Here is a 24,035-nt window from a genome sequence, read left to right as displayed (position 1 = left end):
CTGCAAAGCGACCATCTCAGTGCGCCAAGCGCGGTGACGGACCGCCTGAACAAGTATGAAAGACGCAACTTTTTCTCCGTGTCGGGGGATGGCATCCCGTCCAAAACATATGCCGGACTTTCGGGCACGATTGACATATTTCCCACTATCCTCGACGCGCTGGGTGTGCCGCTCTCGAATGACCAGGCTGGCCTTGGCGTTTCGCTGCTTGGGGATCGACCGACGCTGGGTCAGGCACTTGGACAGGATCAGTTCGATGACGCCATCTATGCCGAGGATGTGCTCGTCAGGTCATTCTGGCAGTTGAAATCTACACGGACCGCCGTGGCGTCCGAGGCTGAGCCGCGTTAATGCGCGCCCGTGCATGTGTTCGATGCCAGATAGCGCCTGCCTGCCCAACGGCCTCAACCCGGTCAAGGCGATCGCCGAGATCAAGAGTTCTGCTCTGTCGCGCCGCTCGGATGTCTGTCAAAATCATGCTGTCGAAGAATCGGTAGAAAATTACCAATCCATGAGCGAAGACCTTCCCATCCTCTCCCCCATCGAAGCGCGCGTGCTCGGCTGCTTGATCGAGAAGAAGGAGCTGACGCCGGATGTCTATCCGCTGACGCTCAACGCGGCCCTTGCCGCCGCCAACCAGAAGACGGCGCGCGACCCGGTCATGGCGCTGGAACAGACGGAGGTGCACCGGGCGCTGAAGCTGCTCGAGCAGAAGGGGTTGGTGCGACAGATGTTCGGCTCGCGCGTCGAGCGCTACGAGCATCAGATGGCGCAACGCTTCTCGCTGACCACGCCGCAGACCGCCTTGATCGGCCTGCTCCTGCTGCGCGGGGCGCAGACGGCGCATGAACTGTTGGCTCGAGCCGAGCGCATGGCGCGGTTTTCATCCATCGAAGATCTGCGCGGTGAACTCGACATGCTGATCGGCCGCCGGCCGCCGCTGGTGCAGGAAATCCCGCGCGGGCCAGGCCAGCGCGAGGACCGCTACGTGCATCTTCTCGCCGGCCCGGTGGACGTTGCGGCTTTATCGGCGCAACGCAGTGCGCCGGCCATGCCTCACTCCGACCTGGAAGCGAGGCTGGAAGCACTGGAACAGGAAGTCGCCGCATTGCGCGCCCGGCTTGACGCGCTGGGCGCCTAGGCAACTGGCAATCATTATGGATGTTGGCGGAACAGCGCCCCCTCTGTCCTGCCGCACATCTCCCCCTCAAGGGGGGAGATTGGCAGCTCCGACCTCGGCGCTGGTCCGTTTTCTCAGCCAAGCCTGGCGTCGAGCGAGACCTTGATCGCGCCAAGCGCCTTGGAGACCGGGCATTCGGCCTTGGCCTTCTCGGCCAATTCCTTGAATTTCGCCGCATCGATGCCGGGCACCTTGCCGACCAGCGTGATCGCGCTGCCGGTGATGCCGGTGCCTGGAACCAGCGTCACCACCGCCTTGGCGTCGAGTTCGGCGGCGGGCGTGCCGTTCTCGGCCAGGAAGTGCGAAAGCTGCATGGCGTAGCAGCCGGCATGCGCGGCCGCGATCAGCTCTTCCGGGTTGGTGCCGGATTTGCCGCTTTCATCCTCGAAGCGCGCCTTGAACGAATAGGGTGTGCCCTTGAGCGTCCCGCTCTGGCTGTCGAGCGTGCCCTTGCCTTCTTTCAGATTGCCTTTCCAGACGGCGGTTGCGGTGCGGTCCATGAAGTCCTCCTTGGTTGTCGTGAACTCGGGGGTTGTCGTGAACTTGGCCCGGGTGAGCCCCCGCGTCCGCTCAACTATAGCGCGGGTGGGCGCGAACACCACCGCGCTGTTTGGACCACGCACGATGACGGCGCATTTGCCTTCGGAAAAAATATCCGCGCAAAAATGTCGACTTCCATGCGACCCGGCCGTCCTGTGGGCGGCCATGGGATTTGTGGCCTGATGGAGGTTCACATGGACAATCTGTTTTTCACACTGTGGAAGAGCCCAGGCCACGCGCCTGAGCGACAGGAAGACTTCTGGCTCGATCTGCCGGCGCCCGGCTTCGGCCGGCTGCTGGCGGCGGTCGCCATCATCGGAGTCGGGGTGTGCTTTCTCGATCATGCGGCGGCCAAAGGCCCGGCTGACAGCCTGATCGCCTCATCCTATGATTCGTCGCGATAAGGGAGATGGACATGCAATATGTTTGCCTGGTTTACGGTGAGGAGAAAGATCTCCACGCCATGACGACAGAGCGGTTGGCCAAGCTCGACGCCGATTCGCTGGCCCATGACCGGTCATTGGACCAACGCGGGATGCTGATCATCGCGCAAGCGCTGCAACCGGTGAAAACCTCGAAAACCGTTCGCAGGCGCCAGGGCAAGCGGCTGGTCACCGACGGCCCGTTCGCCGAAACCAAGGAGCAGTTGCTCGGTTTCGTCATGATCGAGGCGAAGGATCTCGACGAGGCGCTGGAAATCGCCGGCGAGATCCCGCTGGCCGAGATCGGCACCATCGAGGTGCGTGCGATCTACAACGTGCCGGGGTCATAGATGGCGTCCGGCTTCGACGGCAAGGCCCGTGGGCCAGGCTTGTTATTCGCCTAAGCTTCACCAGCCGCAAATTGAATTTTCTTCGCCACAAGCAACCCGCGCGTGTTGAAGCAGCGCGTCAGTTCTCCTATCGTCCCTCGGATTTCCGGGGGATTTCGACATGCCTTTCCTGATTGCTGTCCTTGGCGTGCTGGGTGCGGCTGCGTTCTGGTGGTACCGGATGAAGGCCATGAACGATGCCGCGCGCGAGGTCGCCGATGTCGTCGGGCGCGTGCAAGGCAATATCAGGCGCAAGAAGCTGCGCAAGCAGGCGGCCCTGTCGCCGCTGACGGCGATCGACGATCCGGTGGTGGCCGCAGCGACGCTGATTGCATCGATCGTCTCCGAGAATGGGCCCATCCTGCCGCAGCGCGAGGCCGTCATCCGGGCGGTGATCTCCGAGATCGCCGACAAGAAGAAGACCGACGAGGCGGTGATCTACGCCAAATGGGCGGCCTCACAGATCGACGACACCACCGTCGTCATCGACAAGCTGGCGCCGTTCCTGCGCGAGCGTCTCGACGTCGCCGAGCGCAACGATCTGCTGCAGATGGTCAACCGCGCCGCCCAGGGCGGCGAGAAGCGCCTCGAGATCGCCGACCAGCGCATGCTGCGGCTGCGGCAGAAGCTGGGTTTTGAAGTGAACTAGGCTGTGCAGCCAGGGCGTAGCGAATGCAGCCTTGAGGCAACGCCTCGCGCACGCGAACACAATCGCTTGCTTCGAATGTCGGAATTGGGTTCCCGCTCTGCGCATTTCATGGCGGCCCCCTCGCTACGACCGGCATAATTTATCGGTCCGTCGATTGGCTCAAGGAGAATTCGTATGCGTGGTCATTGTTTATGTGGCGCCATTGCTTTCGAGGTCGATGGTCCGGCACAAGCATGCGTGAGCTGTCATTGTGAAAGTTGTCGGCGGCAATGTTCTGCGCCGATGACCACCTATATTGGCGTCTTGGACGACCAATGGCGATGGCTGGGCAAGCCACCGAAGGTATTCAATTCTTCTCCCGGTGTGGAAAGAACATTTTGCGATCACTGTGGCTCGCCACTGTCTTTTCCGCTCAAAGAACATGTCCGGCGTCATGCATTTCTTTGCCGCGGCGATGGAGGAGCCGGAAAAATTTGCACCAACGCTGCATGTCGCTTTTGAGGAGAAGCTCCCCTGGTTGAAACTCGCCGACGGCCTGCCCACGCGTTTTGGGCCTGACTATAGGAAAGGCTAGATCGCCTCGCCTTTCAGCAGCCGCGGCGTGTCCGCGGACAATCCCGACGCCTGCCGGATGAAAAACTCCTTCAGGCGCGGCATGCGCTCGACGAGGCCGAGGCCGATGTCGCGGACGGTGCGCAGCGGGGTGATGTCGTTGGAAAACAGCCGGTTCAGCACATCCGTCGTGACGCCCATCTGCACCGTGTCGAAACGGCGCCATTGCTGGTAGCGTTCGAGCACGTCGAGTGCGCCGATGTCCTGGCCGAGCCGGTCGGCCTCGACGATTACCTCGGCAAGCGCTGCCACATCCTTGAAGCCGAGATTGAGGCCCTGGCCGGCGATCGGATGGATACCGTGGGCGGCGTCGCCGGCAAGGGCCACGCGCGGAGCGACGAAGGCGCGCGCGATGGTGAGACCGAGCGGCCAGGCGCGCGGCTTGTCGGCGACGCGGATCTCGCCGAGCTTCAGGCCGAAACGCTGTTCGAGCTCATGCTCGAAGACGAGATCGTCGCCTTCCACCAGCGCTTTGGCATCTTGCGCGCGTTCGACCCAGACGATCGACGAGCGGTTGGTGCCGTCCTCATCGGGTTTCAGCGGCAGCGTGGCGAAGGGGCCGGCCGGCAAGAAGTGCTCTTCGGCACGGCCATTGTGCGGTCGTTCATGCGCCACGGTGCAGACGATGCCGGACTGGCCATAGTCCCACTTCACCGTCTTGATGCCGGCCATGTCGCGCAGCTTCGAATTGACGCCGTCGGCGGCGACCAGCAACCGTGCGGTCAGCGCGGCGCCGTCGGCCAGATGCACGGTGATGCCGGCGCCATTGGTCTCGAAACCCTGCACGGCGACACCTTCGATGATGTCGATGCCGAGCGTTTCGGCCCTGGCGCGCAAGGCGCCGTTCAGCGACTTGTTGGCGACCATATGCGCGAAGGGCTCGCCCGGCGCCACTTCGCCGCCAAAGGTCAGGAACACCGGGCGCACCGGATCGGCGCTGCGCGAATCGGTGATGATCATCTCGGTGATCGCCTGCGCCTGCGGCGCGATCTCGGCCCAGACGCCGAGCTGGTCGAGCATGCGGCAGGCGGCAGCGGCAATGGCCGAGGCGCGGCCGTCGCGCTGCCAGGCGCCGGCGGGCGCGGCATCGACCAGCGCCACGGCCAGATGCGGTCGCGCCTGCTTCAGCGAGACGGCGGTGGCCAGGCCGACATAGCCCGCGCCGGCGACGAGAACATCGAGCCCGGATCTGGTCTTGGCGTCCGCCTTGCGTTCCATTGCCTTGGCTCCTTGCGCGCCGGCCCTGGCCCGCGCCCTTGACGGCTCGTTCTTCCTGTCGGAAACCGCCATAGCAACTTTGCGGCGAGGTCACAAAACATGACGGCGGCGATCGACGAGCTTCTGAGCATTCTCGACCTCGAGAGGCTGGAACACAATCTGTATCGTGGTCGCAGCCCCCAGGTGGAGTGGCAGCGCGTGTTCGGCGGCCAGACCATCGCCCAGGCGCTGGTTGCGGCGCAGCGGACGGTGGAACCGGACCGCTTCGTGCATTCGCTGCACGGCTATTTCATGCGGCCGGGCGACATCAGGGTGCCGATCGTCTACGAGGTCGACCGCATCCGCGACGGCGGCTCCTTCACCACCCGACGCGTGCTGGCGATCCAGCACGGACAGGCGATCTTTTCGCTGGAAGCCTCGTTCCAGGTCGACGAGAAGGGGCTGGAGCACCAGTTCGCGCTGCCCGACGACGTGCCGCCGCCGGAAGGGCTGCTGACGCAGCGCCAGCTGCTCGAAAGAGCCGAACGCGTGCCGGAGGCGGTGCGCCGCTTCTGGGCGCGCGAGCGGCCGCTGGAGCTCAGGCCGGTCAATCTCCAGCACTATGAAAGCCGCGACAAGCTGCCGCCCCGGCAGAATGTCTGGATCCGCCTTGCCGGCCCGGTTCCCGACGACCGCGCGCTGCAATCGGTGCTGCTGGCCTATCTCTCCGACATGACGCTGCTGGACACCTCGACCTTCGCGCATGGGCGCGGCCTGTTCGATCCCGACATCCAGGCGGCGAGTCTCGACCATTCGATGTGGTTCCACCGGCCGCATCCGCTCGACGGCTGGCTGCTCTATGCCCAGGACAGCCCGTCGAGTTCGGGATCGCGCGGCTTCAGCCGCGGCACGCTCTATGCGCGCGACGGCACGCTGATCGCCTCGATGGCCCAGGAAGGGTTGATCCGGCTCAAGCGTTGAGCATTGCGAGTCTTGTTTGAGCAGGATCACCGGACAAACGAAAACCGTTGTCCGAGAAAACCCGGCTCGGCTTTTCGGGATCATGCTCAAAGCCGGCAAATTAGGCAATTTCCAAAAATTGCATATTTTTTGAGCATGTGATGTGCCGCGGGCATTGGCACCTGCTGCCTCCAATCACCTCATTCCCTTTGTTTACAACAGGTTAACACCCTGCTTCGGCACTTGGCACGGAGCTTGAATCCTTGTGGGCACTCTCCGGCTCTTTGGGATCGGTGAAGTCGTGCAAACGCGGGGGACCGCAACAGCAAAGGGTGAAACCTTATGAAAATCGTGATGGCAATCATCAAGCCGTTCAAGCTGGACGAGGTACGCGAAGCGCTTACCGCCGTCGGCATCCAGGGCCTGACCGTCACCGAAGTCAAAGGCTACGGGCGTCAGAAGGGACATACGGAAATCTATCGCGGAGCGGAATACGCGGTCAGTTTCCTGCCGAAGATCAAGATCGAGGTCGCTGTCAGTGCCGACATGGTCGACAAGGCCGTCGAAGCCATCACTGCAGCGGCCAAGACCGGCCAGATCGGCGACGGCAAGATTTTCGTTTTCGGCATCGATCAGGCGGTGCGCATCCGCACCGGCGAAACAGACACCGACGCGCTCTGAGCGGCGAACACGTATTCCAATGGAGAGTTCAATGAATATTTCTTCCACCTTGAAGACGACGGGACGGGCGGCCCTTCTGGGCTCGCTTGCCCTGGCAGCATTGGGCAGCGTCGCCGCCTTTGCGCAGGAAGCCGCTCCGGCCGCTGCCGCCGCCGCGCCTGCTGCCGCGCCCACTCCGGTGCTCGACACCGGCAACACCGCCTGGATGCTGACCTCGACGGCCCTGGTGCTGATGATGACCATCCCGGGCCTGGCGCTGTTCTACGGCGGCATGGTGCGCAAGAAGAACGTGCTCGCCACCATCATGCAGAGCTTCGCCATCACCTGCCTGGTCACGGTGCTGTGGTTCATGTTCGGCTATTCGCTGGCCTTCACCACCAATGAATCCGCCAGCATGAACAGCTACATCGGCGGCTTCTCGAGATTCTTCCATCACGGCATCACCGTCTCGACGCTGTGGCTGCCGGGGGTCGCGAACATTCCTGAATTCGTCTTCTCGATGTTCCAGATGACCTTCGCCATCATCACGCCTGCCCTCATCGCCGGTGCCTTCGCCGAGCGCATGAAGTTCTCGGCGCTGCTGATCTTCATGGCGCTGTGGCTGCTGGTCGTCTATGCGCCGATCGCGCATTGGGTCTGGGGCGGCGGCTTCCTTGGCGCGGCCGGCGTGCTCGACTTCGCCGGCGGCACGGTCGTCCACATCAACGCCGGTGTCGCGGGCCTGGTCTGCGCGCTGGTCCTGGGTAAGCGCGAAGGCTACGGCACCACCAACATGGCGCCGCACAACCTGGTCTACTCGGTGATCGGCGCCTCGCTGCTGTGGGTCGGCTGGTTCGGCTTCAACGCCGGTTCGGAACTGGCGGCCGACGGCCTTGCCGGTGCCGCCATGCTCAACACCCAGGTCGCCACCGCCGCGGCGGCTCTCGCCTGGATGTTCGCCGAATGGATCGTCGCCAAGAAGCCCTCGGTGCTCGGCATCATCTCGGGTGCCGTCGCCGGTCTCGTCGCGGTGACGCCGGCTTCCGGCTTCGTCAACCCGACCGGCGCCTTCATCGTCGGCATCGTCGCCGGCGTGATCTGCTACATCTCGGCGGTCAAGGTGAAGCACATGTTCGGCTATGACGACTCGCTCGATGCCTTCGGCGTCCATGGCGTCGGCGGCGTGGTCGGTGCGTTGCTGACCGGCGTGCTCGCCGATCCGGCGATCAATGCGCTCGGCAAAGACGCTTCCATCGGCAAGCAGCTCTACGGCATCGTCTTCACCATCCTGTGGACGGCGATCGCCACCTTCGTAATCCTCTACATCGTCAAGGCGCTGGTCGGCCTGCGTCCGACGACCCAGGAAGAGGTCGAAGGCCTCGACATCTCCCAGCATGGCGAAGTGGTGCCGTAAGGCCAGCCTCGCCAATGGGGCCGGCGGATCCTCCTCCCGCCGGCCCCGTTGTCCCTCACGCAATTCCAGGGAAAACCGCAATCCGGCTTTCCCGGAGCTGCTCCAGAGATCCCGTCGTGACGCTCCCGCAAGGAGCTCACGCCTTGAGGCCCGGATTGTTTCCGGGCCTCTTTTTTTGGTAAAATGTTCTAGCTATACCCCGGTTCGCGCAATCACGTTCGCGTGATGGACCTTTGGGAAGAAACATCGACCGCATTGGTTCCGAACTGTGGGGGCGATCGTCGTTCTGACGCTCGTGCAAAAAACAGGGAGGAACTTTCTCATGAACCTCAAGAATATCTGCCTTGGAGCGCTCGCTCTTTCCATGGTCGGTGGCATGGCATTTGCCGGTGCTCTGGATGAACCGGACAACATGGCACCGTTCTTCACCGATTCCAGCATGAAGACCATGAAGCCCGAGGCGGATTTCAAAGCAGCCTGGGCCTCGACGGCCAAGGACAAGCAGGACCAGATGATGAAGGAGTGCCAGGACGCAGCGATGAGCAAGCCTCACGCCGAATTCTGTGCCAACCTAATGATGTATGCCGGTCACAAGTGATCGCGCGGGATCGGGCAGAGGCCGATCTTTTTGTTGCCGAGCGAAACGATGGCGGGTCTACGTGCCCGCCATCGCTTCGTTTGCAAGTGCACTTTGGCGGAGACCGCAGGCGTTCCCGAGGCCTTCCGGTGACGGCGTTTATCCGCCGATCCCATCGTCCATCATGGTGTTTGTCAGCGCCTCATAGGCGCTGCTGCAGGCCTGGGAATGGGGGCAATTGCGGACAATCAACGTCGGCGCCACCGTCAGCATGGCCGCCATCAGAATTTGCAGGCCGAGACCCAGCAGCCCAAATCCCTTGCCGAAGAGGCCCCTGCACAGAAAATACAGGCCCTGTATCAGGCAGGCGGAGGCGAGCACGTGCAGGAGTGGGCCCGTCGTTCTGGCAAAGGGCGACACGTGACCATCCGGGAAGCCCACCATCCCGAGCTCGACAAACCAGAGCACAACAAGCAGGAGACTAAGCCCTGCCCAGGCCAGAGCTGCCACGCGCAGGACGATGGATTGCATGCCTCTATCCATTTTGGTGGTCGCACGGCAACGTTGCACGCTCCGTCCGCTACCGCTTCAACCTGAAGTGACGGGGTTTGATGATCTCAACTTCTTATAGTTAATGCGCCCTTAACCTTCCCACCGATAGTCTGGCATCCGAATCTGCCGGAGTGCGTCATGCGCTCTGGCCAGGCAATCACTGACGGGGAAGAGCATGCGTTCAGGGGCTTCAGCACCGCTCGCGATGACCGATACGGGGCACGGCATCCAGGCTTTCGCACGGCGCCAGGTCGGCCGGCTGGTCGGCGCCGGCATGTTTGCGGCTGTAGCCTTCGGGGTTGCCAGCCTCGCCACCTGGAACGTTGCCGATCCAAGCTTCTCGCACGCCACCAACAACACCGTCACCAACGCCATGGGCTATGCCGGTGCGGTTTTCTCCGATCTCGCCATGCAGTTCTTCGGCCTTGCCGCGGTTGCCGCGCTGGTTCCCGCCGTCATCTGGGGGTATCTGCTGTTTTCGGCGCGCGGCGTCGACAGACTGCCCAAGCGCGGTTTGTTCTGGTTCGGCTTCGCGCTGCTTGCCGCCGCGATCGCCGGCTGCATCGTTCCGCCCAAGACCTGGCCGCTGCCCACCGGCCTCGGCGGCGTGTTCGGCGACATGGTGCTCAAGATTCCCGGCATGCTGATCGGCGGCTACCCGACCGGGCTGATCGCCAGCGTGTTCGCCGTGCTGCTGGCCGGGCCGGCACTCTGGCTGTTCGCCTATGGCTCGGCGCTGATCGGGCGCAAGAACGGCTTCGCCGTGATGGAAGAGCCGGCGACCGCGGACCCGCGCGAGGACGATCTTCTGTTCGACAATGAAGAGGATGAGGGCGACGAGGGCATATTGGCGCTCGGCGCCATCACCCATTGGTGGCTGTCGCTGCGCGCGTGGATGCATCGCCGCGCGGTGCGCCGCAGGCAGGAACGCGACGAATACGAGCCGGAGATGGAGCCGCGCCCCAGCGCCTGGCGGCGCGCCGCCGAGCGTGTCGAATCGGCCGAATTCGCCGAGCAACGGATGAGCCCGGACGGCCGCGCCCGCGTCGAGCCGGAATTCTTCGCCGCCATGGTCAATGACCGCAGCGTATCCGTCGATCCGGACGATGACGACATCTTCGACCGCGACGACATGGATTTCGACGAGGAGCCCGTCACCCAGCGCCGGGCGGCGCCAACGGCCAAGGTGCAGCAGTTCCGTTCGGATGCCGCCACCCGCGTCGAGGCGCCGGCGCCGCGCCCGGCGCCGGGCGCGCGCGTCCAGCGCGAGGCGCAGACCTCACTGATCGGCTCGGACAGGTTCGAAATGCCGTCGCTGCATTTCCTGTCCGAACCGAAGAACGTCGCGCGCGACCCAAGTCTCTCCAAGGACGCGCTGGAACAGAATGCGCGGCTGCTTGAAGGCGTGCTGGAGGATTTCGGCGTCAAGGGCGAGATCATCGCCGTGCGCCCGGGTCCCGTCGTCACCCTCTATGAGCTGGAACCGGCGCCCGGCATCAAGTCGTCGCGGGTCATCGGCCTTTCCGACGACATCGCCCGCTCGATGAGCGCGATCGCCTGCCGCGTCGCCGTGGTGCCCGGCCGCAACGCCATCGGCATCGAACTGCCGAACGCCAAGCGCGAGACGGTGTATCTGCGCGAGATCATGGCCAGCCGCGATTTCGAGACGACCAAGGCAAAGCTGGCGCTGGCGCTGGGCAAGACCATCAATGGCGAGGCCGTCATTGTCGACATCGCCAAGATGCCGCACGTGCTGGTCGCCGGCACCACCGGCTCGGGCAAGTCGGTCGCCATCAACACCATGATCCTGTCGCTGCTCTACCGGCTGACGCCGCAGGAATGCCGGCTGATCATGATCGATCCGAAGATGCTGGAACTCTCCGTCTATGACGGCATCCCGCATCTGCTCACGCCGGTCGTCACCGATCCGAAGAAGGCGGTGGTGGCGCTGAAATGGACCGTGCGCGAGATGGAGGACCGCTACCGCAAGATGTCCAAGGTCGGCGTGCGCAACATCGACGGTTTCAACGCACGCGTCCAGCTGGCGGAGAAAAAGGGCGAAAAAATCTCGCGCACCGTGCAGACCGGCTTCGACCGCCAGACCGGCGAGGCGATCTACGAGACCGAGGACCTCGATCTCGAGCCGATGCCCTATATCGTCGTCATCATCGACGAAATGGCCGACCTGATGATGGTCGCCGGCAAGGACATCGAGGGCGCAGTGCAGCGCCTGGCGCAGATGGCGCGTGCCGCCGGCATCCATGTCATCATGGCGACGCAGCGTCCGTCCGTCGACGTCATCACCGGCACCATCAAGGCCAACTTCCCGACCCGCATCTCCTTCCAGGTGACGTCGAAGATCGACAGCCGCACCATTCTGGGCGAGCAGGGCGCCGAGCAGCTGCTCGGCATGGGCGACATGCTCTACATGGCCGGCGGCGGCCGCATCCAGCGCGTGCACGGTCCCTTCGTCTCCGACGACGAGGTCGAAAAGATCGTCGGACACCTGAAGCTGCAGGGTGTGCCCGAATATCTCGACGCCATCACCGAGGATGACGACGAGGATGACGACGAACCGTCTGGCAAGGGCGGCGGCTCCGGCGGCGGTGGCAATTTCGAGGATTCCGACGACCCCTACGACCAGGCGGTGGCCGTGGTGCTGCGCGACGGCAAGGCATCGACCAGCTACATCCAGCGCCGGCTCGGCATCGGTTACAACCGCGCCGCCTCGATCATCGAGAAGATGGAAAAAGAAGGCATTGTCGGCCCGGCAAACCACGCGGGAAAACGCGAAATCCTGGTGCCGACCGAGGACGACAAGTTCTGATGGCGGGGCGTTCACGGCAACCTTGAACCCTCTGGCGCGTTCAGCAACTAAGCAGCGTTCGGCCCGCCAAACTTCAGCCCAACTGGGGGTTCAGGACAGCGACAGATACAGGAATCACCACGAGAGTGACCGACATGAAAAACGATCTTTCCAAGCTCAGCGATTTTGCCCCGACCCGCCGCCAGCTCCTCGGCCTCGGCCTTGTCGCTGCCGGTGCAGCCGCCTTCAACGTGGTGCCCGGGTTCGAGCTTCTGGCCTCGGCGCAGGCGGCCGTGCCGGCCGCCGCGCAGAAGATCGCCGACCATTTCTCCTCGGTCAAATCGATGAGCGGCGAATTCGTGCAGTTCGGCCCCAAGGGCGAGCAGACCGGCGGCAAATTCTTCCTCGAGCGGCCGGGCAAAATCCGCTTCAACTATGACGGGGCGTCGAATTTCAAGGTGATTTCCGACGGCAAGTCGGTGGTCATCCTCAACAAGAAGATGAACACATCGGACCTTTATCCGTTGTCGAAGACGCCGCTGAAGCTGCTGCTCGATGACCGGATCGACCTCTCCGGCGACCGCGTCAAAAGCGTCAAGGAAGAAGACGACCTCACCACCATCCAGCTTTCCGACAAGTCGGTGTTCGGCAATGCGCGCATCACCATGATGTTCGATCCGAAAACCTATGATCTGCGCCAGTGGACGATCACCGACGCGCAAGGCAAGGACACGACGGTGATGATCTTCAACACCAAGGAAGGCGTCAGCTTCGCGCCCGACACCTTTGCCATCGACTATACGGCGAACCGCGAGCTGAATACGAAGACGCGCTAATCGCTGACTTGTTAGCCTCCTTGCTTCGCCATCCTAGGGCGGAGCAAGGAGCGAAGCGACGCGGCGCAGACCCCTGGAGCTGTGCTCCGCAGCCCAAGGGATACATGCCGTTACGCAAGAGCGTCGAGGCGGTGCCAGGCGGGGTGGGAACGGTCGCTACAGCGTTCATTCTGCCCCGTCGTCTTGTTCGACAGACCTCACGGAATGAATCCCAGGGTCTCCGCGACGGCGCTGCGCGCCTGCTTCGGCCAGGGATGACGAAGTTCGGGGGCTTTGACCGACCCCGAAGGGTTCGCAGCAAGCCCGGCTTGTGTTTGCGGCGCCCGGCTGGCAGTTTCCGGACCGACTCCCTCAAAAGGCGTCTTCCCTGTCAGGGCCGATCGATCCTGGCTGGCTGCACGCTGTCCGGATTGCCAAATGCCCTTTTCCATCGCCACCTGGAACATCAACTCCGTGCGCCTGCGCATGCCGATCGTCGAGCGCCTGCTCGATGAATACGCGCCCGATGTGCTGTGTCTGCAGGAGACCAAGGTTCCGGACGAGCTGTTCCCGGAAAAGGCATTCCGCAGGCTCGGCTACCAGCACATCGCCTTTCATGGCCAGAAGGGCTATCACGGCGTCGCCACGGTGGCGCGGCGGCCGATCGCGGTGGTCGAAAAGCGCCGCTTCTGCGAGATCGAGGACAGCCGGCATCTGTCGGTGTCGGTGCGCGCCGGCGGCAAGACGATCCTGCTGCACAATTTCTACGTTCCGGCGGGCGGCGACGAGCCCGATCCCGAAATCAACAGGAAATTCAAGCACAAGCTCGACTTTGTCGCCGAGATGAACGCCATTCGCGCCGAGCATACAGAGGTGTCCGCCTCGGTGCTGGTCGGCGACCTCAACATCGCGCCACTCGAGCACGACGTTTGGTCGCACAAGCAATTGCTCAATGTGGTCAGCCATACGCCGGTCGAGACCGAAAACTTCGAGGCGATGCGGCTCGCCGGCAATTGGGTCGACCTGATGCGGCACAACGTGCCATTCGACCAGAAGCTCTACACCTGGTGGAGCTATCGCGCGCAGGACTGGGAAGCATCGAACCGGGGCCGGCGGCTCGACCATGTCTGGTCGTCGCCCAATCTGGTGCCTGATTTCGCCGGCTACGAAATCCTGCGGGCGGCGCGCGGCTGGGAGCGGCCGTCGGACCATGTGCCGGTTATCGCGCGGTTCAACCTGGATTAGGTGTGCCGAAGCTCCCGCCTAATGTAGTTCCTGGCTGCAACCGACGATCGCTCTCACCTCCCCGAAAACCGTGGCGCCAGTTCCTCGATGCGGCGGATCATGTCCTGGAATTCCTCGGAGATGCGCTGGTGCAGCTTCACCGCCACTTCCGGATATTCCTCCAGGATGCGGCGGAACATCTTGCGGCTGAGCCGGATCACTTCCGAGTCGATTTCGGCCGACGCGCTGGTCAGCCGGTTGGTGTCGGCGATCAACGCCAGTTCGCTGAGCATGGTGCCGGGGCCGGCGGTGCCGATCGGGATGCGTTCGCCACTCTGCTCGCGATAGAGCACGATGCGTCCGCTGACCACGACATAGGCCGTATCCGCCTCGTCGTCCTCGCGGTAGAGCTTGTGGTTGGCCTGCAGCAGGGTGGTCTCGGCGCCGAAGGCGAGCAGGCGCAGCTGTTCCTGCGTGAAACCCTGGAAGAGCCTCACGGCGGACAGGATGCGGATGTCGTGATCCAACGCCATCTCTAGCTGCGTCCCCGAACGGTCAGTCCAATCCCTCCTTCACGAGTCGATCCTTAATCCCCTCCAACAGGATCGCACCCGAAAGCGGTCCCGCCCAGACCGCCTATTGGATAATGAAATGTTTAAGGAACCAGCTTGTAGCCACCGCTTTCTGTCACAAGAATTTCCGCATTGGAAGGATCGCGCTCGATCTTCTGGCGCAGCCGGTAGACATGGGTTTCCAGCGTGTGCGTGGTGACGCCGGAATTGTAGCCCCAGACTTCCTCCAGCAGCACGTCGCGCGTCACCACCTTCTGGTCGGCGCGGTAGAGATATTTGATGATCGAGGCTTCCTTCTCCGTCAGCCGCACCTTGCCGCCACGCGGGTCGATGAGCAGCTTCTGGCTGGGTTTGAAAGTGTAGGGGCCGACCGAGAAGGTCGCGTCCTCGCTCTGCTCGTGCTGGCGCAGCTGGGCACGGATGCGCGCCAGCAGCACCGCGAAGCGGAACGGCTTCGTCACATAGTCGTTGGCGCCGGCCTCGAGACCCAGAATCGTGTCCGAATCGGTGTCGTGGCCGGTCAGCATGATGATGGGCGCCTTGTAGCCGCCCTTGCGCAGGATTTTGACGGCCTCGCGGCCGTCCATGTCGGGCAGGCCGACATCCATGATGAGCAAGTCGATGAGGCCGCCGCGTGCCGCCGTGACGCCTTTTGCCGCAGTCGCTTCCTGCAACACGTCGAATTCCTCGTAGAGGGCGAGTTGCTCGACCAGTGTGCCGCGCAGGTCGTCGTCGTCGTCGACGATTAGGATGGTGCGTGAAGTCATGGATCAATCCGTTGTTTTGAAAATGAAATTCAGTTGACCGCTGCGTATTTATGCGGAAGCTGGCCGACACAACAGCCGATCACAGTGATTTGTTCCGTGGCACGATCATACAAGAAAAAACGCGATCGCAATGCAGCCGGCGCAATTTTGCCGAAACGGCTGCGTGTGCTGACCGTGCGGGCAAGGCCCGGCCACCCCAGCCAAGGCCTGCTGCAGGCCGGGAAAACAGTGTTTGCCTGCGCGCTGGGGCGTGGCGGCATCTCGGCCGACAAGCGCGAGGGCGATGGCGCCACGCCGCTCGGCTCGATGCGGATCCTGTCGGGTTATTTCCGGGGAGATGAGTTTGCCGGTGGCCGCCGGACGCGGCTGGCGATGACGCCGATCGGGCCCGATCTCGGCTGGTGCGAGGTATCAGACGACCGCAACTACAACAGGCCGGTCAAGATCCCCTATGGCGCCAGCCACGAGCGCATGCGGCGCGACGACCGGCTCTACGACGCCTGCCTGGTGCTCGACTGGAACATCGCGCCGCGCCGCCGCGGGCGCGGCAGCGCCATCTTCTTTCACCTGGCGCGGCCAGATTTCACGCCGACGCAAGGTTGCGTGGCGGTGACCGCGCGCACGATGGCCCGGCTGCTGCCGCTGCTGTCGGATAGGACGATGGTGAGGGTGGTGCGGTAGGGAATGGGCAGTAGGCAGTAGGCAGTAGGCATCTCTTTCTACGCCTATTCCCTGCCGCCTACTGCCCAATCCCTTTTCTATCGCTTCTGCCAACCCGTGCCCAGCAGTCCGATTTCGCGAAGCTCACGGTCCATCGCCCTGGCAATGTCGCGGCGTTCGCCGCCGATATCGCGCAGTTCACGGTCGGAGAGGTCGTCGACCGATTCCAAGGGAAGCCTGGCGGCGACGTTGGCCTGGCGCAGCCAGTCGAACGTGGCGCGCAGCCACTGCGGGAGAGATGATTTCTGGGTGGTGTGGGACTTCAGAGCGATGTCGGTCATGGCTTTATCCGGTTTCTCCGGATATCAAATCCGGTTTGAAGGTATCTCGATGTCGAGATCATGCCGGATTGAAAAACAAACGGGAAACGAGTAGTTCTTTTCAGATTATCAAGTTTTATTTGGAGATCAGATGTCTCGCCTCCTGCCCGGAACGCGCGCGCTGAGGACCTTCGAGGCGGCGGCGCGTCACCTCAATTTCACCCGCGCCGCCGACGAGCTTGGGCTGACGCCGGCCGCGGTCAGCCACCAGGTCAAGGAAATCGAGGATCAACTCGACCTGGTGCTGTTCACGCGCACCAGCCGCACCATGCGGCTGACGGAAGCGGGAAACGTGCTTCACGAAGCATCGATCGATGCGCTCGACCTGCTCAACCGGGCGGTGTCGCGCGCCCGCAAGATGACGCGCGGCACGTCGCTCTTGAAAGTGACGCTCGACGCCCAATTCGCGACGAAATGGCTGATGCGGCGCATCGACGATTTCCGCCGCCAGCGGCCAGGCATCGAGTTGCGTTTCGACATCTCCTACGATGTCAGGGACTTCGAGCGCGACGACGTCGATATCGGCATCCGGTTCGGCACCGGCAGATATGCCGGGCTTTGCGCGCACCGGCTGTTCGACAACATCATCATCCCGGTGTGCAGCCCGGCGCTGCTGGCTTCCGGGCCGCCGCTCAACGAACCGCGCGATCTCTTCCAGCACACGCTCGCGCATATCGATTGGTCGCGGCAAGGTGTCACCTGGCCGAACTGGAGCATGTGGATGCAGGCGGCCGGCGTCGACGATTTCGACGACAGCCGCACCCTCGTCTTCGGCTCCTCGACCGATGCCACGCAGGCGGCCCTCGACGGCAATGCCGTGGCGCTGGCCGACTTCGCCATGGTCGCCAACGACCTGTCGCAAGGGCGCCTCGTGCGCCCCTTCGAGCTCGGCATCAAGGTCGCGCCGGACTTCGCCTATTTCCTGGTTTATCCGGAAGCCGTGAAGGACGACGCCCGCATCGCGGCGTTTCGTGAGTGGCTGCTGGAGGAAGCGGCAAAGACGCACGGCACGGAGAAGGTGTAGGCCGCTGCCGGGCCCGTCCTTCGGTCACGACCGGGCGCTATGGCCGAAGATCATGCGCGTGTACTTCTTCCAGTTCCATTTCACGCTTTTGTAAAGACGCGGGTATCTTTTCGCCGAAATGGACGTCTGAAACGCCCCGTTTTCGCTGCCCTGTTCGACAATGGGCCGTTCGAACCAAAGCATTTCAACCCCGAGCCTCTCGTCCATCTGCTCAATCTGGTGATCGATCGCCGTCGATATCTTGTTTTGCGCGATCCAGGCGCAACGGGCCTCGGCAACCGGGCGGGTAATAAGGTAGGAATCGGTGCATCTGGCATGCAGTGCCGGATAAAGCTTCTGGCCCTTCCGCAATTTCCAGCCCGGCGTGTAGTAGTTGCTGCCATTGCCGAGATAGATGACGGCCTTGCGGCTGGGGCTGCCGAGTTCGGAAAGCCCCTGCCGGAACTTGGCGACGAAGTCGCGGGCGAGGAAGACGTCGTCCTCGAACACGAGGCAATAGGGAAGGTCGGTCTCGAGGAAGTCGCGCCAGATGCCGACATGCTTCAGCGCCAGCGAGACGGTCGCCGGATGGGTAAGGGCTGGCGCGACCAGCTCGTTTCGGATTTCCGGCGTGATGTCTGCCTGGTCCCAGTCCGTGTAAAAATAGACCGGCACGCCGCACCGCTCGAATTCGCGGACAATGTGCCGGCGCCGGTCGTCATAGCCCTGCTTGACGTGGCAGATCCGGCTGAACACCTGGTCGCGTGGAAAGCCGGACTCGTCCGCCATCGTCAACGCGCCGCCTTAGCTTGCCGCGGCGCCGAACCAGCCGATCACCGCGCCGACGATCAACAGGACGCCCAGCCAGTGACCACCGTCGATGAGGGTCAGGTCCCAGCCGAAATTTTCGTAGCGATGGTTGACCGACAGCGTCGTGGCGATGAACCCCAGCCAAAGCACGAAGCCGAAGACAAGTCCGGCGAGCAATGTCGGTTCACCGCCCGTCATCGCGGCGACGATCAGGGCCATGATGTAGGCCATGACCAGTTCGGCGACGAAGCTGATGACGAAAGGCAGGGGCGATTTCTTCATCGTCGCCGGATCGAGCTTGGCGGCCTTCAGCCACGGCTTGCTCAACGCCATGTACCAGGCGGCGCCGAACAGCCAGGCCAAGACGGCGGCGGCAATGACCGCCAGCCAGTTCACTGCTGAAAAATCCATGAGCTTCCCCCTCCAGATGCAGGCCATGCGACATGCATGCATTCTGTATCAGGCGCTTCGGCGATGGCGTCAAGCAAAGCGCCAGACGGTGGTGCGCTTGACCAGGGAATCCTCCAGCGCCCGCGTGACCTCCACCTCATAGACCGCAAGCGGCTCCAGCCCCGATTTCGGCAGATACGACCGGCCGGGATCGCCGACGAAGATCTCGGCTCCGCGCGCCTTGAGTGTCGCGAACCACGGCATCAGGCGGTCGGCGAAGGATTTGTCGTAGAAAACGTCGCCGGCCAGCACCACGTCCCAGCCCGCGTCGGTGCCGATGCAATCCGTGCCGAGGAAGCCGATCCCGACGCCATTGGCCTCGCTGTTGAGGCGGATCGCCGTGGCGCAAAACGGGTCGATGTCGGCTGCGATAACTGCGGCAGCGTCCGCCTTGGCGGCGGCGATGGCGACAAGGCCGGAGCCTGAGGCGAAGTCGAGCACGCGCTTGCCTCGCACCGTGTCGGGATTGTCCAGGACATAGCGGGCAAGGCCCTGCCCGCCGGCCCAGGCAAAGGCCCAGAAGGGCGGCGGCAGGCCGATCTCGACCAGCTCGTCTTCGGTGCGCTGCCACAGATCGTGCGCTTCATCGGCGAGACGCAGCAGAATCTCGGGCACATGCGGCGGCGCCATCAGCGCCGTGTTGTCGAGGATGAATTGCTTCGCGCTGTGCGGGGTGAGCGCCGTCACGGAGCGGGCGTCAGGCCGCCCATGCGGCAGACTTCCTTCCATTCGGCCGGGGTCACCGGCTGCACGGAAAGCCGGCCGAGCCGCACCAGCGCCATTTCGGCGAGCTTCGGATTGGCTTTCACCTGTTCCAGCGTCGGCGGCGTCGGCACATCGCGAACCGCGCGGATGTCCACGCATTCCCAGCGCGGATCATCCGAAGTGGTGTCGGGGTGGGCCAGCGCGCAGACTTCGGCGATGCCGACGATGTTGAGCCCCTCATTGGAATGGTAGAAGAAGCCGAGATCGCCGATCTGCATGGCCTTCATGTTGTTGCGGGCGGCGTAGTTGCGCACGCCGTCCCATTGCGTGCCGGCCTTGCCCTTGGCCTTCAACGCCTCGAAGGAGAAGACCGAGGGTTCGGATTTGAACAGCCAGTAGTTCATGTTTCTCCTCCGTGCGATCGAGGTGCGGGCAACCGGAATTAACTAGCCGCCGGCTTGTTGAACGTCCAGTTCCACTGGCGAATTTCGACGCTTTCGAACAGGCCCGCCTTGGCATAGGGGTCGGCGGCCGACAAGGCCTGCGCCGCGGCCAGATCCGGCGCCTCGACGACCACGAGACTGCCATTGGGCTTGCCGTCGGCATCGAGGAACGGACCGGCGAAGGCCAGTCTCTTGTCCGCATTCAGCCCTTCGAGAAAAGCGACATGCTCGGGCCGCGTGTCGAGGCGCACCTGCAGGCTCGCGGGCTTGTCCTTGCAAATCAAAGCGAACAGCATGGTCTTTCTCCTGGGTTCTTCTGGATCAGAGTCGTGGGGATCAATCGTTGGTTTCGGTCTTCAGCGGCCGGGTCATCAGGGCCGTCACCGCCTGGCCGATGGTGATGGTGCCGTCCAGTATGGCCGCCACGGCGGTTATGATCGGCGCGTCGATGCCGCGCTCGGTGGCGATGCGGGCGGCGATCGCCGCCGTCGGCACGCCCTCGGCCAGCGCCAGTCCGGCAAGCGCCTTGCCTTGCCCGAGCGCCAGCCCGTAGGCGAAGTTGCGCGATTGCGCCGACGAGCAGGTCAGCAGCAGGTCGCCAAGGCCGGAAAGCCCCATCAAGGTCTCGGGCCTGGCGCCGAAGGCGGCACCGATGCGGCGCAGTTCGACGAAGCCGCGCGTCACCATGGCGGCCTGGGCGCTGGCGCCAAGCCCGGCGCCGGTGATGGCGCCCGCGGCGATGGCAAAGACATTCTTCAAGGCGCCGCCGATCTCGACGCCGATCAGGTCGTCGCTCGAATAGCAGCGCAGGTTTTCGGCGGAAAAGCGGGCGGCAAGGTCAGCCGCCAGCGCCTCGTCGCGGGCGGCGACCACGACCGCTGTCGGCAGGCCGCGGGCAACATCGGTGGCGAAGCTCGGGCCCGACAGCGCGGCGACCGGATTTCGCGGCAGGATTTCCTCGACAATTGCCGACAGCAAGGCGCCGGTGTCGCGCTCGATGCCCTTGGCGCAGAGCACAAGCGGGATGCCGCCCGGCATATGGTCTTTCGCGGCCGCCAGCGTCGCCCGCAGCGACTGCGCCGGCGTTACCGCCAGCACGCAATGGGCCCCCGAGAGCGCCGCCGCAATGTCTGTTGTCGCTTCGATGCCGGGCGCAATGGCGATGCCGGGCAGATAGCGTGGATTCTGGCCTTGGCCGATCGCGGCCACGGTTTGCGGATCGCGCGCGAACAGCCGCACCTTATGGCCGGCGCGCAGCATGGCCAGCGCCAGCGCCGTGCCCCAGGCGCCGCCGCCCAGCACGGCGACCCGCCAGCCGCCTTTATTGGGATTGCCGACGTCTTGGCCGCTCACCGTTTCACCCGTCATGCCTTGGCTCCGCGCCGGCCGGAACCGACCATCGGCGCCGAGATGCTGTCCAGCGGCCAGCGCGAGCGCGGCACGAAATCGAAGCCGTTCTCCTGCGCCATGCCTTCGCGCAGCCGTTCGATGCCGGCCCAGGCGATCATCGCGGCATTGTCGGTGCACAGTTTCAGCGGCGGCGCGACGAAGGTGAACCCGGCCTCGGCGCACAGCCGTTCCAGCGTTGCCTTGATGGTGCGGTTGGCGGCGACGCCGCCGGCAACCACCAGCGCCGGGTTTTTCGTGCCGGGAAATGTCTGGCCGAATCGCGCCAGCGCGCGCGAAACGCGGTCAGCCAGCGCATCGGCGACCGCCGCCTGGAACGAGGCGCAGATGTCGGCGACGTCCTGGTCGCTTAGCGGCTCGATCGCGGTCGCCGCCTGGCGCACGGCGGTCTTCAGGCCCGAGAAGGAGAAGTCGGGCTGCGCCGAACCCTTCATCGGACGGGGGAAGGCAAAGCGCGAGGCGTCACCCGATAGAGCCGCCGTCTCGACATTCGGTCCGCCGGGATAGGGCAGGCCGAGCATCTTGGCGGTCTTGTCGAACGCTTCGCCGAGCGCGTCGTCGATGGTGGTGGCCCAGCGCTGATAGTCGCCGACGCCGCGCACCGCCAGGATTTGCGTGTGGCCGCCGGAGACCAGCAGCAGCAGATAGGGGAATTCGAGCCCGTCTGTCAGCCGCGCCGTCAAGGCGTGGCCTTCGAGGTGGTTGACGGCGATCAGCGGCTTGCCGGCAGCGGCGGCTATCGCCTTGGCCGTCATCAGCCCGACGATCAGGCCGCCGACCAGGCCGGGGCCGGCGGTGGCGGCGATGGCATCGATATCGGCTAGGGTCGTGCCCGAATCGGCCAGGGCGGCCTCGACGATGCCGTCCAGCGCCTCGACATGGGCGCGGGCGGCGATCTCGGGTACGACACCGCCGAAGGCGGCATGCTCCTCGATCTGGGATAGCACGATGTTGGACAGGATTTTCGGCGCGGCATCGCCCTCCAGCGCCACGACGCTGGCGGCGGTCTCGTCGCAACTCGTCTCAATGCCCAGAACGCGGATCAATTCGTCGCTATCCCAAGAGATTGTGCAGCCAGGCTTTCCCCTTTAGGGAGAATGCCGGAAACGCAAAGCCAGCCGGGGGGTTATCACGGACCGCGCGCCATGCAAACAATCTTGAAAATCGGAACACGCGGCAGCCCGCTGGCGCTGGCCCAGGCGCATGAAACACAGGCGCGGCTGATGGCCGCGCATGGCCTGCCGGCGGAAGCCTTCGAGGTCGTCATCATCTCGACCAGCGGCGACCGCATCCAGGACCGGCCGCTGTCGGAAGCCGGCGGCAAGGGCCTGTTCACCAAGGAAATCGAGGAGGCGCTGCTCGCCGGTGCGATCGACATCGCCGTGCATTCGTCGAAAGACATGCCGACACGATTGCCGGACGGTCTGGAGCTCAGCGCATTCCTGCCGCGTGAGGACGCGCGCGACGCCTTTGTCGGTAGGGCGGCAAAGACCATCGCCGAGCTGCCGCGCGGCGCCAAGGTCGGCTCGTCGTCGCTCAGGCGGCAGGCGCTGATCCGCCGCATGCGGCCGGATCTCGAGGTGGTGATGTTCCGCGGCAATGTGCAGACGCGACTGCGCAAGCTCGACGAAGGGATCGCCGCCGGCACCATCCTCGCCTATGCCGGGCTGAAGCGGCTGGGGCTGGAACATGTCGCCACCGACTTGATGCCGCTCGACATTTTTCCGCCCGCACCCGGCCAGGGCGCGATCGGCATCGAGGCGCGCATCGACGATCGCGCTGTCGAAAAAATGCTGGTCGCCATCCATGATGTGCCGACGGGGCAGGCGCTGGCTTGCGAACGCGCCTTCCTGGCGGCGCTCGACGGCTCCTGCCGCACGCCGATCGCCGGCCATGCGACGATCGAGGCCGGAAATCTTTCTTTCGCCGGCCTGATCATCTCACCCGACGGCACGCAGTCGCATACGGTCGAATTGCAGGGACCGGCGCAGGATGCCGCGCGCATCGGCGATGAGGCCGCGCGGACGGTGCGGGCCAGGGCCGGCGAAAAGTTCTTCGACGGCTGGCTCTGAAGATGCTTCGCGTCCTGGTGACCAGACCGGAACCGGGCGCATCGCGCACGGCGCGGCGGCTTCAGGACACGGGATTCCAGCCGGTCGTTCTGCCGCTGACCGAAACAGTGGCTCTGCCTGTCGATGCGGGGCTCGTCACCGGCGATGCCGTCGCGGTTGCCGTTACCAGCGCCAATGCCGTGCGCCATGCCCCGAACGAGGTCATCGCGGCGCTTGCTGCCCTGCCTTGCCATGCCGTCGGCGCCAGGACCGCCGAAGCGGCGCGCAAGATGGGGTTTTCTTCCATCATTGAAGGCTCAGGCGATGCCGAGGCGCTGGCCGACGCAATGGCGGCGGCTTTTCCCGGCAAGACAGTCACCTATCTCTGCGGACGCGTGCGGTTTCCCGTGTTTGAACAACGGCTGGAGGCGGCTGGAGTCCGGCTCCGCGCCGTGGAGACGTATGACACGCTCCCGGTGCCGTATTCCGACGAGACCATCCTTGCGCTGCTGTCCGGCCAGCCGGTCGATGCGGTGCTGCTCTATTCGGCCAAGGCGGCCGCCGCGATGCAGGCCTTGACCAAGCGGCGAGCTCTGCAAGAGGCCTTTCAAAAAACGCGGTTTATCGTGCTCTCCGCACGCATCGCCGACGTTTTCGACGATGGCGCCGGCAAAGCGATCCGCGTTGCCGCACAGCCCGATGAGGAGGCGCTGCTGGCGCTTTTGCGGGTGCTGCCCTGAGCCGCGTCATCACACCGCCCCTTTTCACCGCTTGGTGATGTGCTAGACCC

At 64.0% G+C, this 24,035-nt stretch carries 29 protein-coding genes and 2 pseudogenes; 18 read left to right on the top strand and 13 right to left on the bottom strand.

Going from position 1 to position 24,035, the window contains the following annotated elements:
- Together FJV80_RS26565 and FJV80_RS26560 are read left to right on the top strand one after the other, a co-directional pair.
- A pseudogene (locus FJV80_RS26565) lies at positions 1 to 351 on the top strand (LTA synthase family protein); the annotation flags it as partial.
- Positions 352 to 511: 160 nt separating this feature from the next.
- Complete coding sequence (locus FJV80_RS26560; protein ID WP_095774771.1) at positions 512 to 1,141, top strand: YceH family protein; 630 nt, start codon at positions 512 to 514, stop codon at positions 1,139 to 1,141.
- Between the two features lie 113 nt (positions 1,142 to 1,254).
- Here the strand turns inward: FJV80_RS26560 and FJV80_RS26555 are convergent, their stop codons facing one another.
- Positions 1,255 to 1,680: an OsmC family protein gene (locus FJV80_RS26555; RefSeq protein ID WP_010912297.1), complete on the bottom strand. Its 426-nt coding sequence runs from the start codon at positions 1,678 to 1,680 to the stop codon at positions 1,255 to 1,257.
- Positions 1,681 to 1,914: 234 nt separating this feature from the next.
- On the opposite strand from FJV80_RS26555, the gene FJV80_RS26550 reads away from it, so the two are divergent.
- The 5 genes and pseudogenes from FJV80_RS26550 (at position 1,915) to FJV80_RS35280 (ending at position 3,754) form a co-directional block, all read left to right on the top strand.
- Entirely contained in the window at positions 1,915 to 2,124 is a 210-nt protein-coding gene (locus tag FJV80_RS26550; RefSeq protein WP_142877847.1) for a hypothetical protein, read from the top strand.
- Positions 2,125 to 2,135: 11 nt separating this feature from the next.
- Positions 2,136 to 2,492, top strand: coding sequence for a YciI family protein (locus FJV80_RS26545; protein WP_095774876.1), 357 nt, complete (start codon positions 2,136 to 2,138; stop codon positions 2,490 to 2,492).
- A 160-nt stretch (positions 2,493 to 2,652) separates the two neighbouring features.
- Positions 2,653 to 3,180 (top strand): hypothetical protein, encoded by a 528-nt coding sequence (locus FJV80_RS26540; protein ID WP_095774769.1) that lies wholly within the window; start codon positions 2,653 to 2,655, stop codon positions 3,178 to 3,180.
- Between the two features lie 174 nt (positions 3,181 to 3,354).
- Positions 3,355 to 3,528 (top strand): annotated as a pseudogene (locus FJV80_RS35745) (GFA family protein); the annotation flags it as partial.
- Between the two features lie 73 nt (positions 3,529 to 3,601).
- A complete protein-coding gene (locus FJV80_RS35280) occupies positions 3,602 to 3,754 on the top strand; it encodes a hypothetical protein (protein ID WP_246689060.1) in 153 nt (50 codons plus the stop codon).
- On the opposite strand, the gene FJV80_RS26530 is transcribed toward FJV80_RS35280, so the two are convergent.
- Complete coding sequence (locus FJV80_RS26530) at positions 3,751 to 5,010, bottom strand: ubiquinone biosynthesis hydroxylase (protein ID WP_095774875.1); 1,260 nt, start codon at positions 5,008 to 5,010, stop codon at positions 3,751 to 3,753. The two genes, FJV80_RS35280 and FJV80_RS26530, sit on opposite strands and share 4 nt — an antisense overlap.
- A 99-nt stretch (positions 5,011 to 5,109) precedes the next feature.
- On the opposite strand from FJV80_RS26530, the gene tesB reads away from it, so the two are divergent.
- The 4 genes from tesB (at position 5,110) to FJV80_RS26510 (ending at position 8,621) form a co-directional block, all read left to right on the top strand.
- Positions 5,110 to 5,970, top strand: coding sequence for an acyl-CoA thioesterase II (gene tesB, locus FJV80_RS26525; protein WP_095774767.1), 861 nt, complete (start codon positions 5,110 to 5,112; stop codon positions 5,968 to 5,970).
- Positions 5,971 to 6,291: 321 nt separating this feature from the next.
- Entirely contained in the window at positions 6,292 to 6,630 is a 339-nt protein-coding gene (locus tag FJV80_RS26520; RefSeq protein WP_013528889.1) for a P-II family nitrogen regulator, read from the top strand.
- A gap of 31 nt (positions 6,631 to 6,661) precedes the next feature.
- Complete coding sequence (locus FJV80_RS26515) at positions 6,662 to 8,023, top strand: ammonium transporter (RefSeq protein WP_095774766.1); 1,362 nt, start codon at positions 6,662 to 6,664, stop codon at positions 8,021 to 8,023.
- Between the two features lie 322 nt (positions 8,024 to 8,345).
- Positions 8,346 to 8,621, top strand: coding sequence for a hypothetical protein (locus FJV80_RS26510; RefSeq protein ID WP_095774765.1), 276 nt, complete (start codon positions 8,346 to 8,348; stop codon positions 8,619 to 8,621).
- A gap of 138 nt (positions 8,622 to 8,759) precedes the next feature.
- Here FJV80_RS26510 and FJV80_RS26505 read toward each other — a convergent pair whose 3' ends face one another.
- Complete coding sequence (locus tag FJV80_RS26505) at positions 8,760 to 9,131, bottom strand: hypothetical protein (protein ID WP_142877846.1); 372 nt, start codon at positions 9,129 to 9,131, stop codon at positions 8,760 to 8,762.
- 196 nt (positions 9,132 to 9,327) lie between these two features.
- On the opposite strand from FJV80_RS26505, the gene FJV80_RS26500 reads away from it, so the two are divergent.
- The 3 genes from FJV80_RS26500 to FJV80_RS26490 all read left to right on the top strand — a co-directional run bounded on the left by FJV80_RS26500 (position 9,328) and on the right by FJV80_RS26490 (position 14,018).
- Complete coding sequence (locus tag FJV80_RS26500; protein ID WP_142877845.1) at positions 9,328 to 11,979, top strand: DNA translocase FtsK; 2,652 nt, start codon at positions 9,328 to 9,330, stop codon at positions 11,977 to 11,979.
- Positions 11,980 to 12,113: 134 nt separating this feature from the next.
- On the top strand, positions 12,114 to 12,794 hold the full coding sequence (locus FJV80_RS26495) for an outer membrane lipoprotein carrier protein LolA (protein WP_095774762.1): 681 nt from the start codon (positions 12,114 to 12,116) through the stop codon (positions 12,792 to 12,794).
- Between the two features lie 417 nt (positions 12,795 to 13,211).
- On the top strand, positions 13,212 to 14,018 hold the full coding sequence (locus tag FJV80_RS26490) for an exodeoxyribonuclease III (protein WP_095774761.1): 807 nt from the start codon (positions 13,212 to 13,214) through the stop codon (positions 14,016 to 14,018).
- A 53-nt stretch (positions 14,019 to 14,071) separates the two neighbouring features.
- Here FJV80_RS26490 and FJV80_RS26485 read toward each other — a convergent pair whose 3' ends face one another.
- Positions 14,072 to 14,530: a cyclic nucleotide-binding domain-containing protein gene (locus FJV80_RS26485; RefSeq protein ID WP_142877844.1), complete on the bottom strand. Its 459-nt coding sequence runs from the start codon at positions 14,528 to 14,530 to the stop codon at positions 14,072 to 14,074.
- A gap of 122 nt (positions 14,531 to 14,652) precedes the next feature.
- Positions 14,653 to 15,336: a response regulator transcription factor gene (locus FJV80_RS26480; protein ID WP_010912284.1), complete on the bottom strand. Its 684-nt coding sequence runs from the start codon at positions 15,334 to 15,336 to the stop codon at positions 14,653 to 14,655.
- 144 nt (positions 15,337 to 15,480) lie between these two features.
- Here FJV80_RS26480 and FJV80_RS26475 point away from each other — a divergent pair, with 144 nt between their 5' ends.
- The gene (locus FJV80_RS26475) at positions 15,481 to 16,017 is read left to right on the top strand and encodes a L,D-transpeptidase (protein WP_185973428.1); all 537 of its coding nucleotides are present in this window, start codon (positions 15,481 to 15,483) and stop codon (positions 16,015 to 16,017) included.
- Positions 16,018 to 16,094: 77 nt separating this feature from the next.
- On the opposite strand, the gene FJV80_RS26470 is transcribed toward FJV80_RS26475, so the two are convergent.
- Positions 16,095 to 16,337 carry a hypothetical protein gene (locus tag FJV80_RS26470; RefSeq protein ID WP_142877842.1) on the bottom strand — a complete coding sequence of 81 codons (243 nt, stop codon included), beginning with the start codon at positions 16,335 to 16,337 and terminating at the stop codon, positions 16,095 to 16,097.
- Between the two features lie 130 nt (positions 16,338 to 16,467).
- Here FJV80_RS26470 and gcvA point away from each other — a divergent pair, with 130 nt between their 5' ends.
- Positions 16,468 to 17,400: a transcriptional regulator GcvA gene (gene gcvA / locus FJV80_RS26465; protein WP_095774757.1), complete on the top strand. Its 933-nt coding sequence runs from the start codon at positions 16,468 to 16,470 to the stop codon at positions 17,398 to 17,400.
- Between the two features lie 24 nt (positions 17,401 to 17,424).
- Here gcvA and FJV80_RS26460 read toward each other — a convergent pair whose 3' ends face one another.
- From FJV80_RS26460 to tsaD, 7 genes are all read right to left on the bottom strand, one after another.
- On the bottom strand, positions 17,425 to 18,168 hold the full coding sequence (locus FJV80_RS26460) for a glycosyltransferase family 25 protein (RefSeq protein ID WP_142877841.1): 744 nt from the start codon (positions 18,166 to 18,168) through the stop codon (positions 17,425 to 17,427).
- A gap of 15 nt (positions 18,169 to 18,183) precedes the next feature.
- Complete coding sequence (locus FJV80_RS26455) at positions 18,184 to 18,600, bottom strand: DUF1761 domain-containing protein (RefSeq protein ID WP_095774755.1); 417 nt, start codon at positions 18,598 to 18,600, stop codon at positions 18,184 to 18,186.
- A 69-nt stretch (positions 18,601 to 18,669) separates the two neighbouring features.
- On the bottom strand, positions 18,670 to 19,368 hold the full coding sequence (locus tag FJV80_RS26450; RefSeq protein WP_185975270.1) for a methyltransferase: 699 nt from the start codon (positions 19,366 to 19,368) through the stop codon (positions 18,670 to 18,672).
- Positions 19,323 to 19,748, bottom strand: coding sequence for an EVE domain-containing protein (locus tag FJV80_RS26445; RefSeq protein ID WP_095774753.1), 426 nt, complete (start codon positions 19,746 to 19,748; stop codon positions 19,323 to 19,325). The genes FJV80_RS26450 and FJV80_RS26445 overlap by 46 nt, the downstream gene beginning before the upstream one ends.
- Positions 19,749 to 19,786: 38 nt before the next feature.
- Entirely contained in the window at positions 19,787 to 20,083 is a 297-nt protein-coding gene (locus tag FJV80_RS26440; protein ID WP_095774752.1) for a YciI-like protein, read from the bottom strand.
- 40 nt (positions 20,084 to 20,123) lie between these two features.
- Complete coding sequence (locus tag FJV80_RS26435) at positions 20,124 to 21,155, bottom strand: NAD(P)H-dependent glycerol-3-phosphate dehydrogenase (RefSeq protein ID WP_142877840.1); 1,032 nt, start codon at positions 21,153 to 21,155, stop codon at positions 20,124 to 20,126.
- The gene (tsaD, locus tag FJV80_RS26430; protein ID WP_179296525.1) at positions 21,152 to 22,237 is read right to left on the bottom strand and encodes a tRNA (adenosine(37)-N6)-threonylcarbamoyltransferase complex transferase subunit TsaD; all 1,086 of its coding nucleotides are present in this window, start codon (positions 22,235 to 22,237) and stop codon (positions 21,152 to 21,154) included. Before tsaD ends, FJV80_RS26435 begins: the two co-directional genes overlap by 4 nt.
- A 102-nt stretch (positions 22,238 to 22,339) precedes the next feature.
- Between tsaD and hemC the strand changes: the two genes are divergently transcribed.
- Entirely contained in the window at positions 22,340 to 23,266 is a 927-nt protein-coding gene (gene hemC, locus FJV80_RS26425) for a hydroxymethylbilane synthase (protein WP_142877839.1), read from the top strand.
- A gap of 2 nt (positions 23,267 to 23,268) precedes the next feature.
- A complete protein-coding gene (locus tag FJV80_RS26420; RefSeq protein ID WP_142877838.1) occupies positions 23,269 to 23,985 on the top strand; it encodes a uroporphyrinogen-III synthase in 717 nt (238 codons plus the stop codon).
- The last annotated feature ends 50 nt before the right edge of the window (positions 23,986 to 24,035 follow it).

Source organism: Mesorhizobium sp. WSM4310 (assembly GCF_007003935.1).
Lineage (GTDB): Bacteria > Pseudomonadota > Alphaproteobacteria > Rhizobiales > Rhizobiaceae > Mesorhizobium.
The sequence above is the reverse complement of the archived record's forward strand: the minus strand, read 5'-3'. Positions and strand labels throughout refer to the sequence as shown.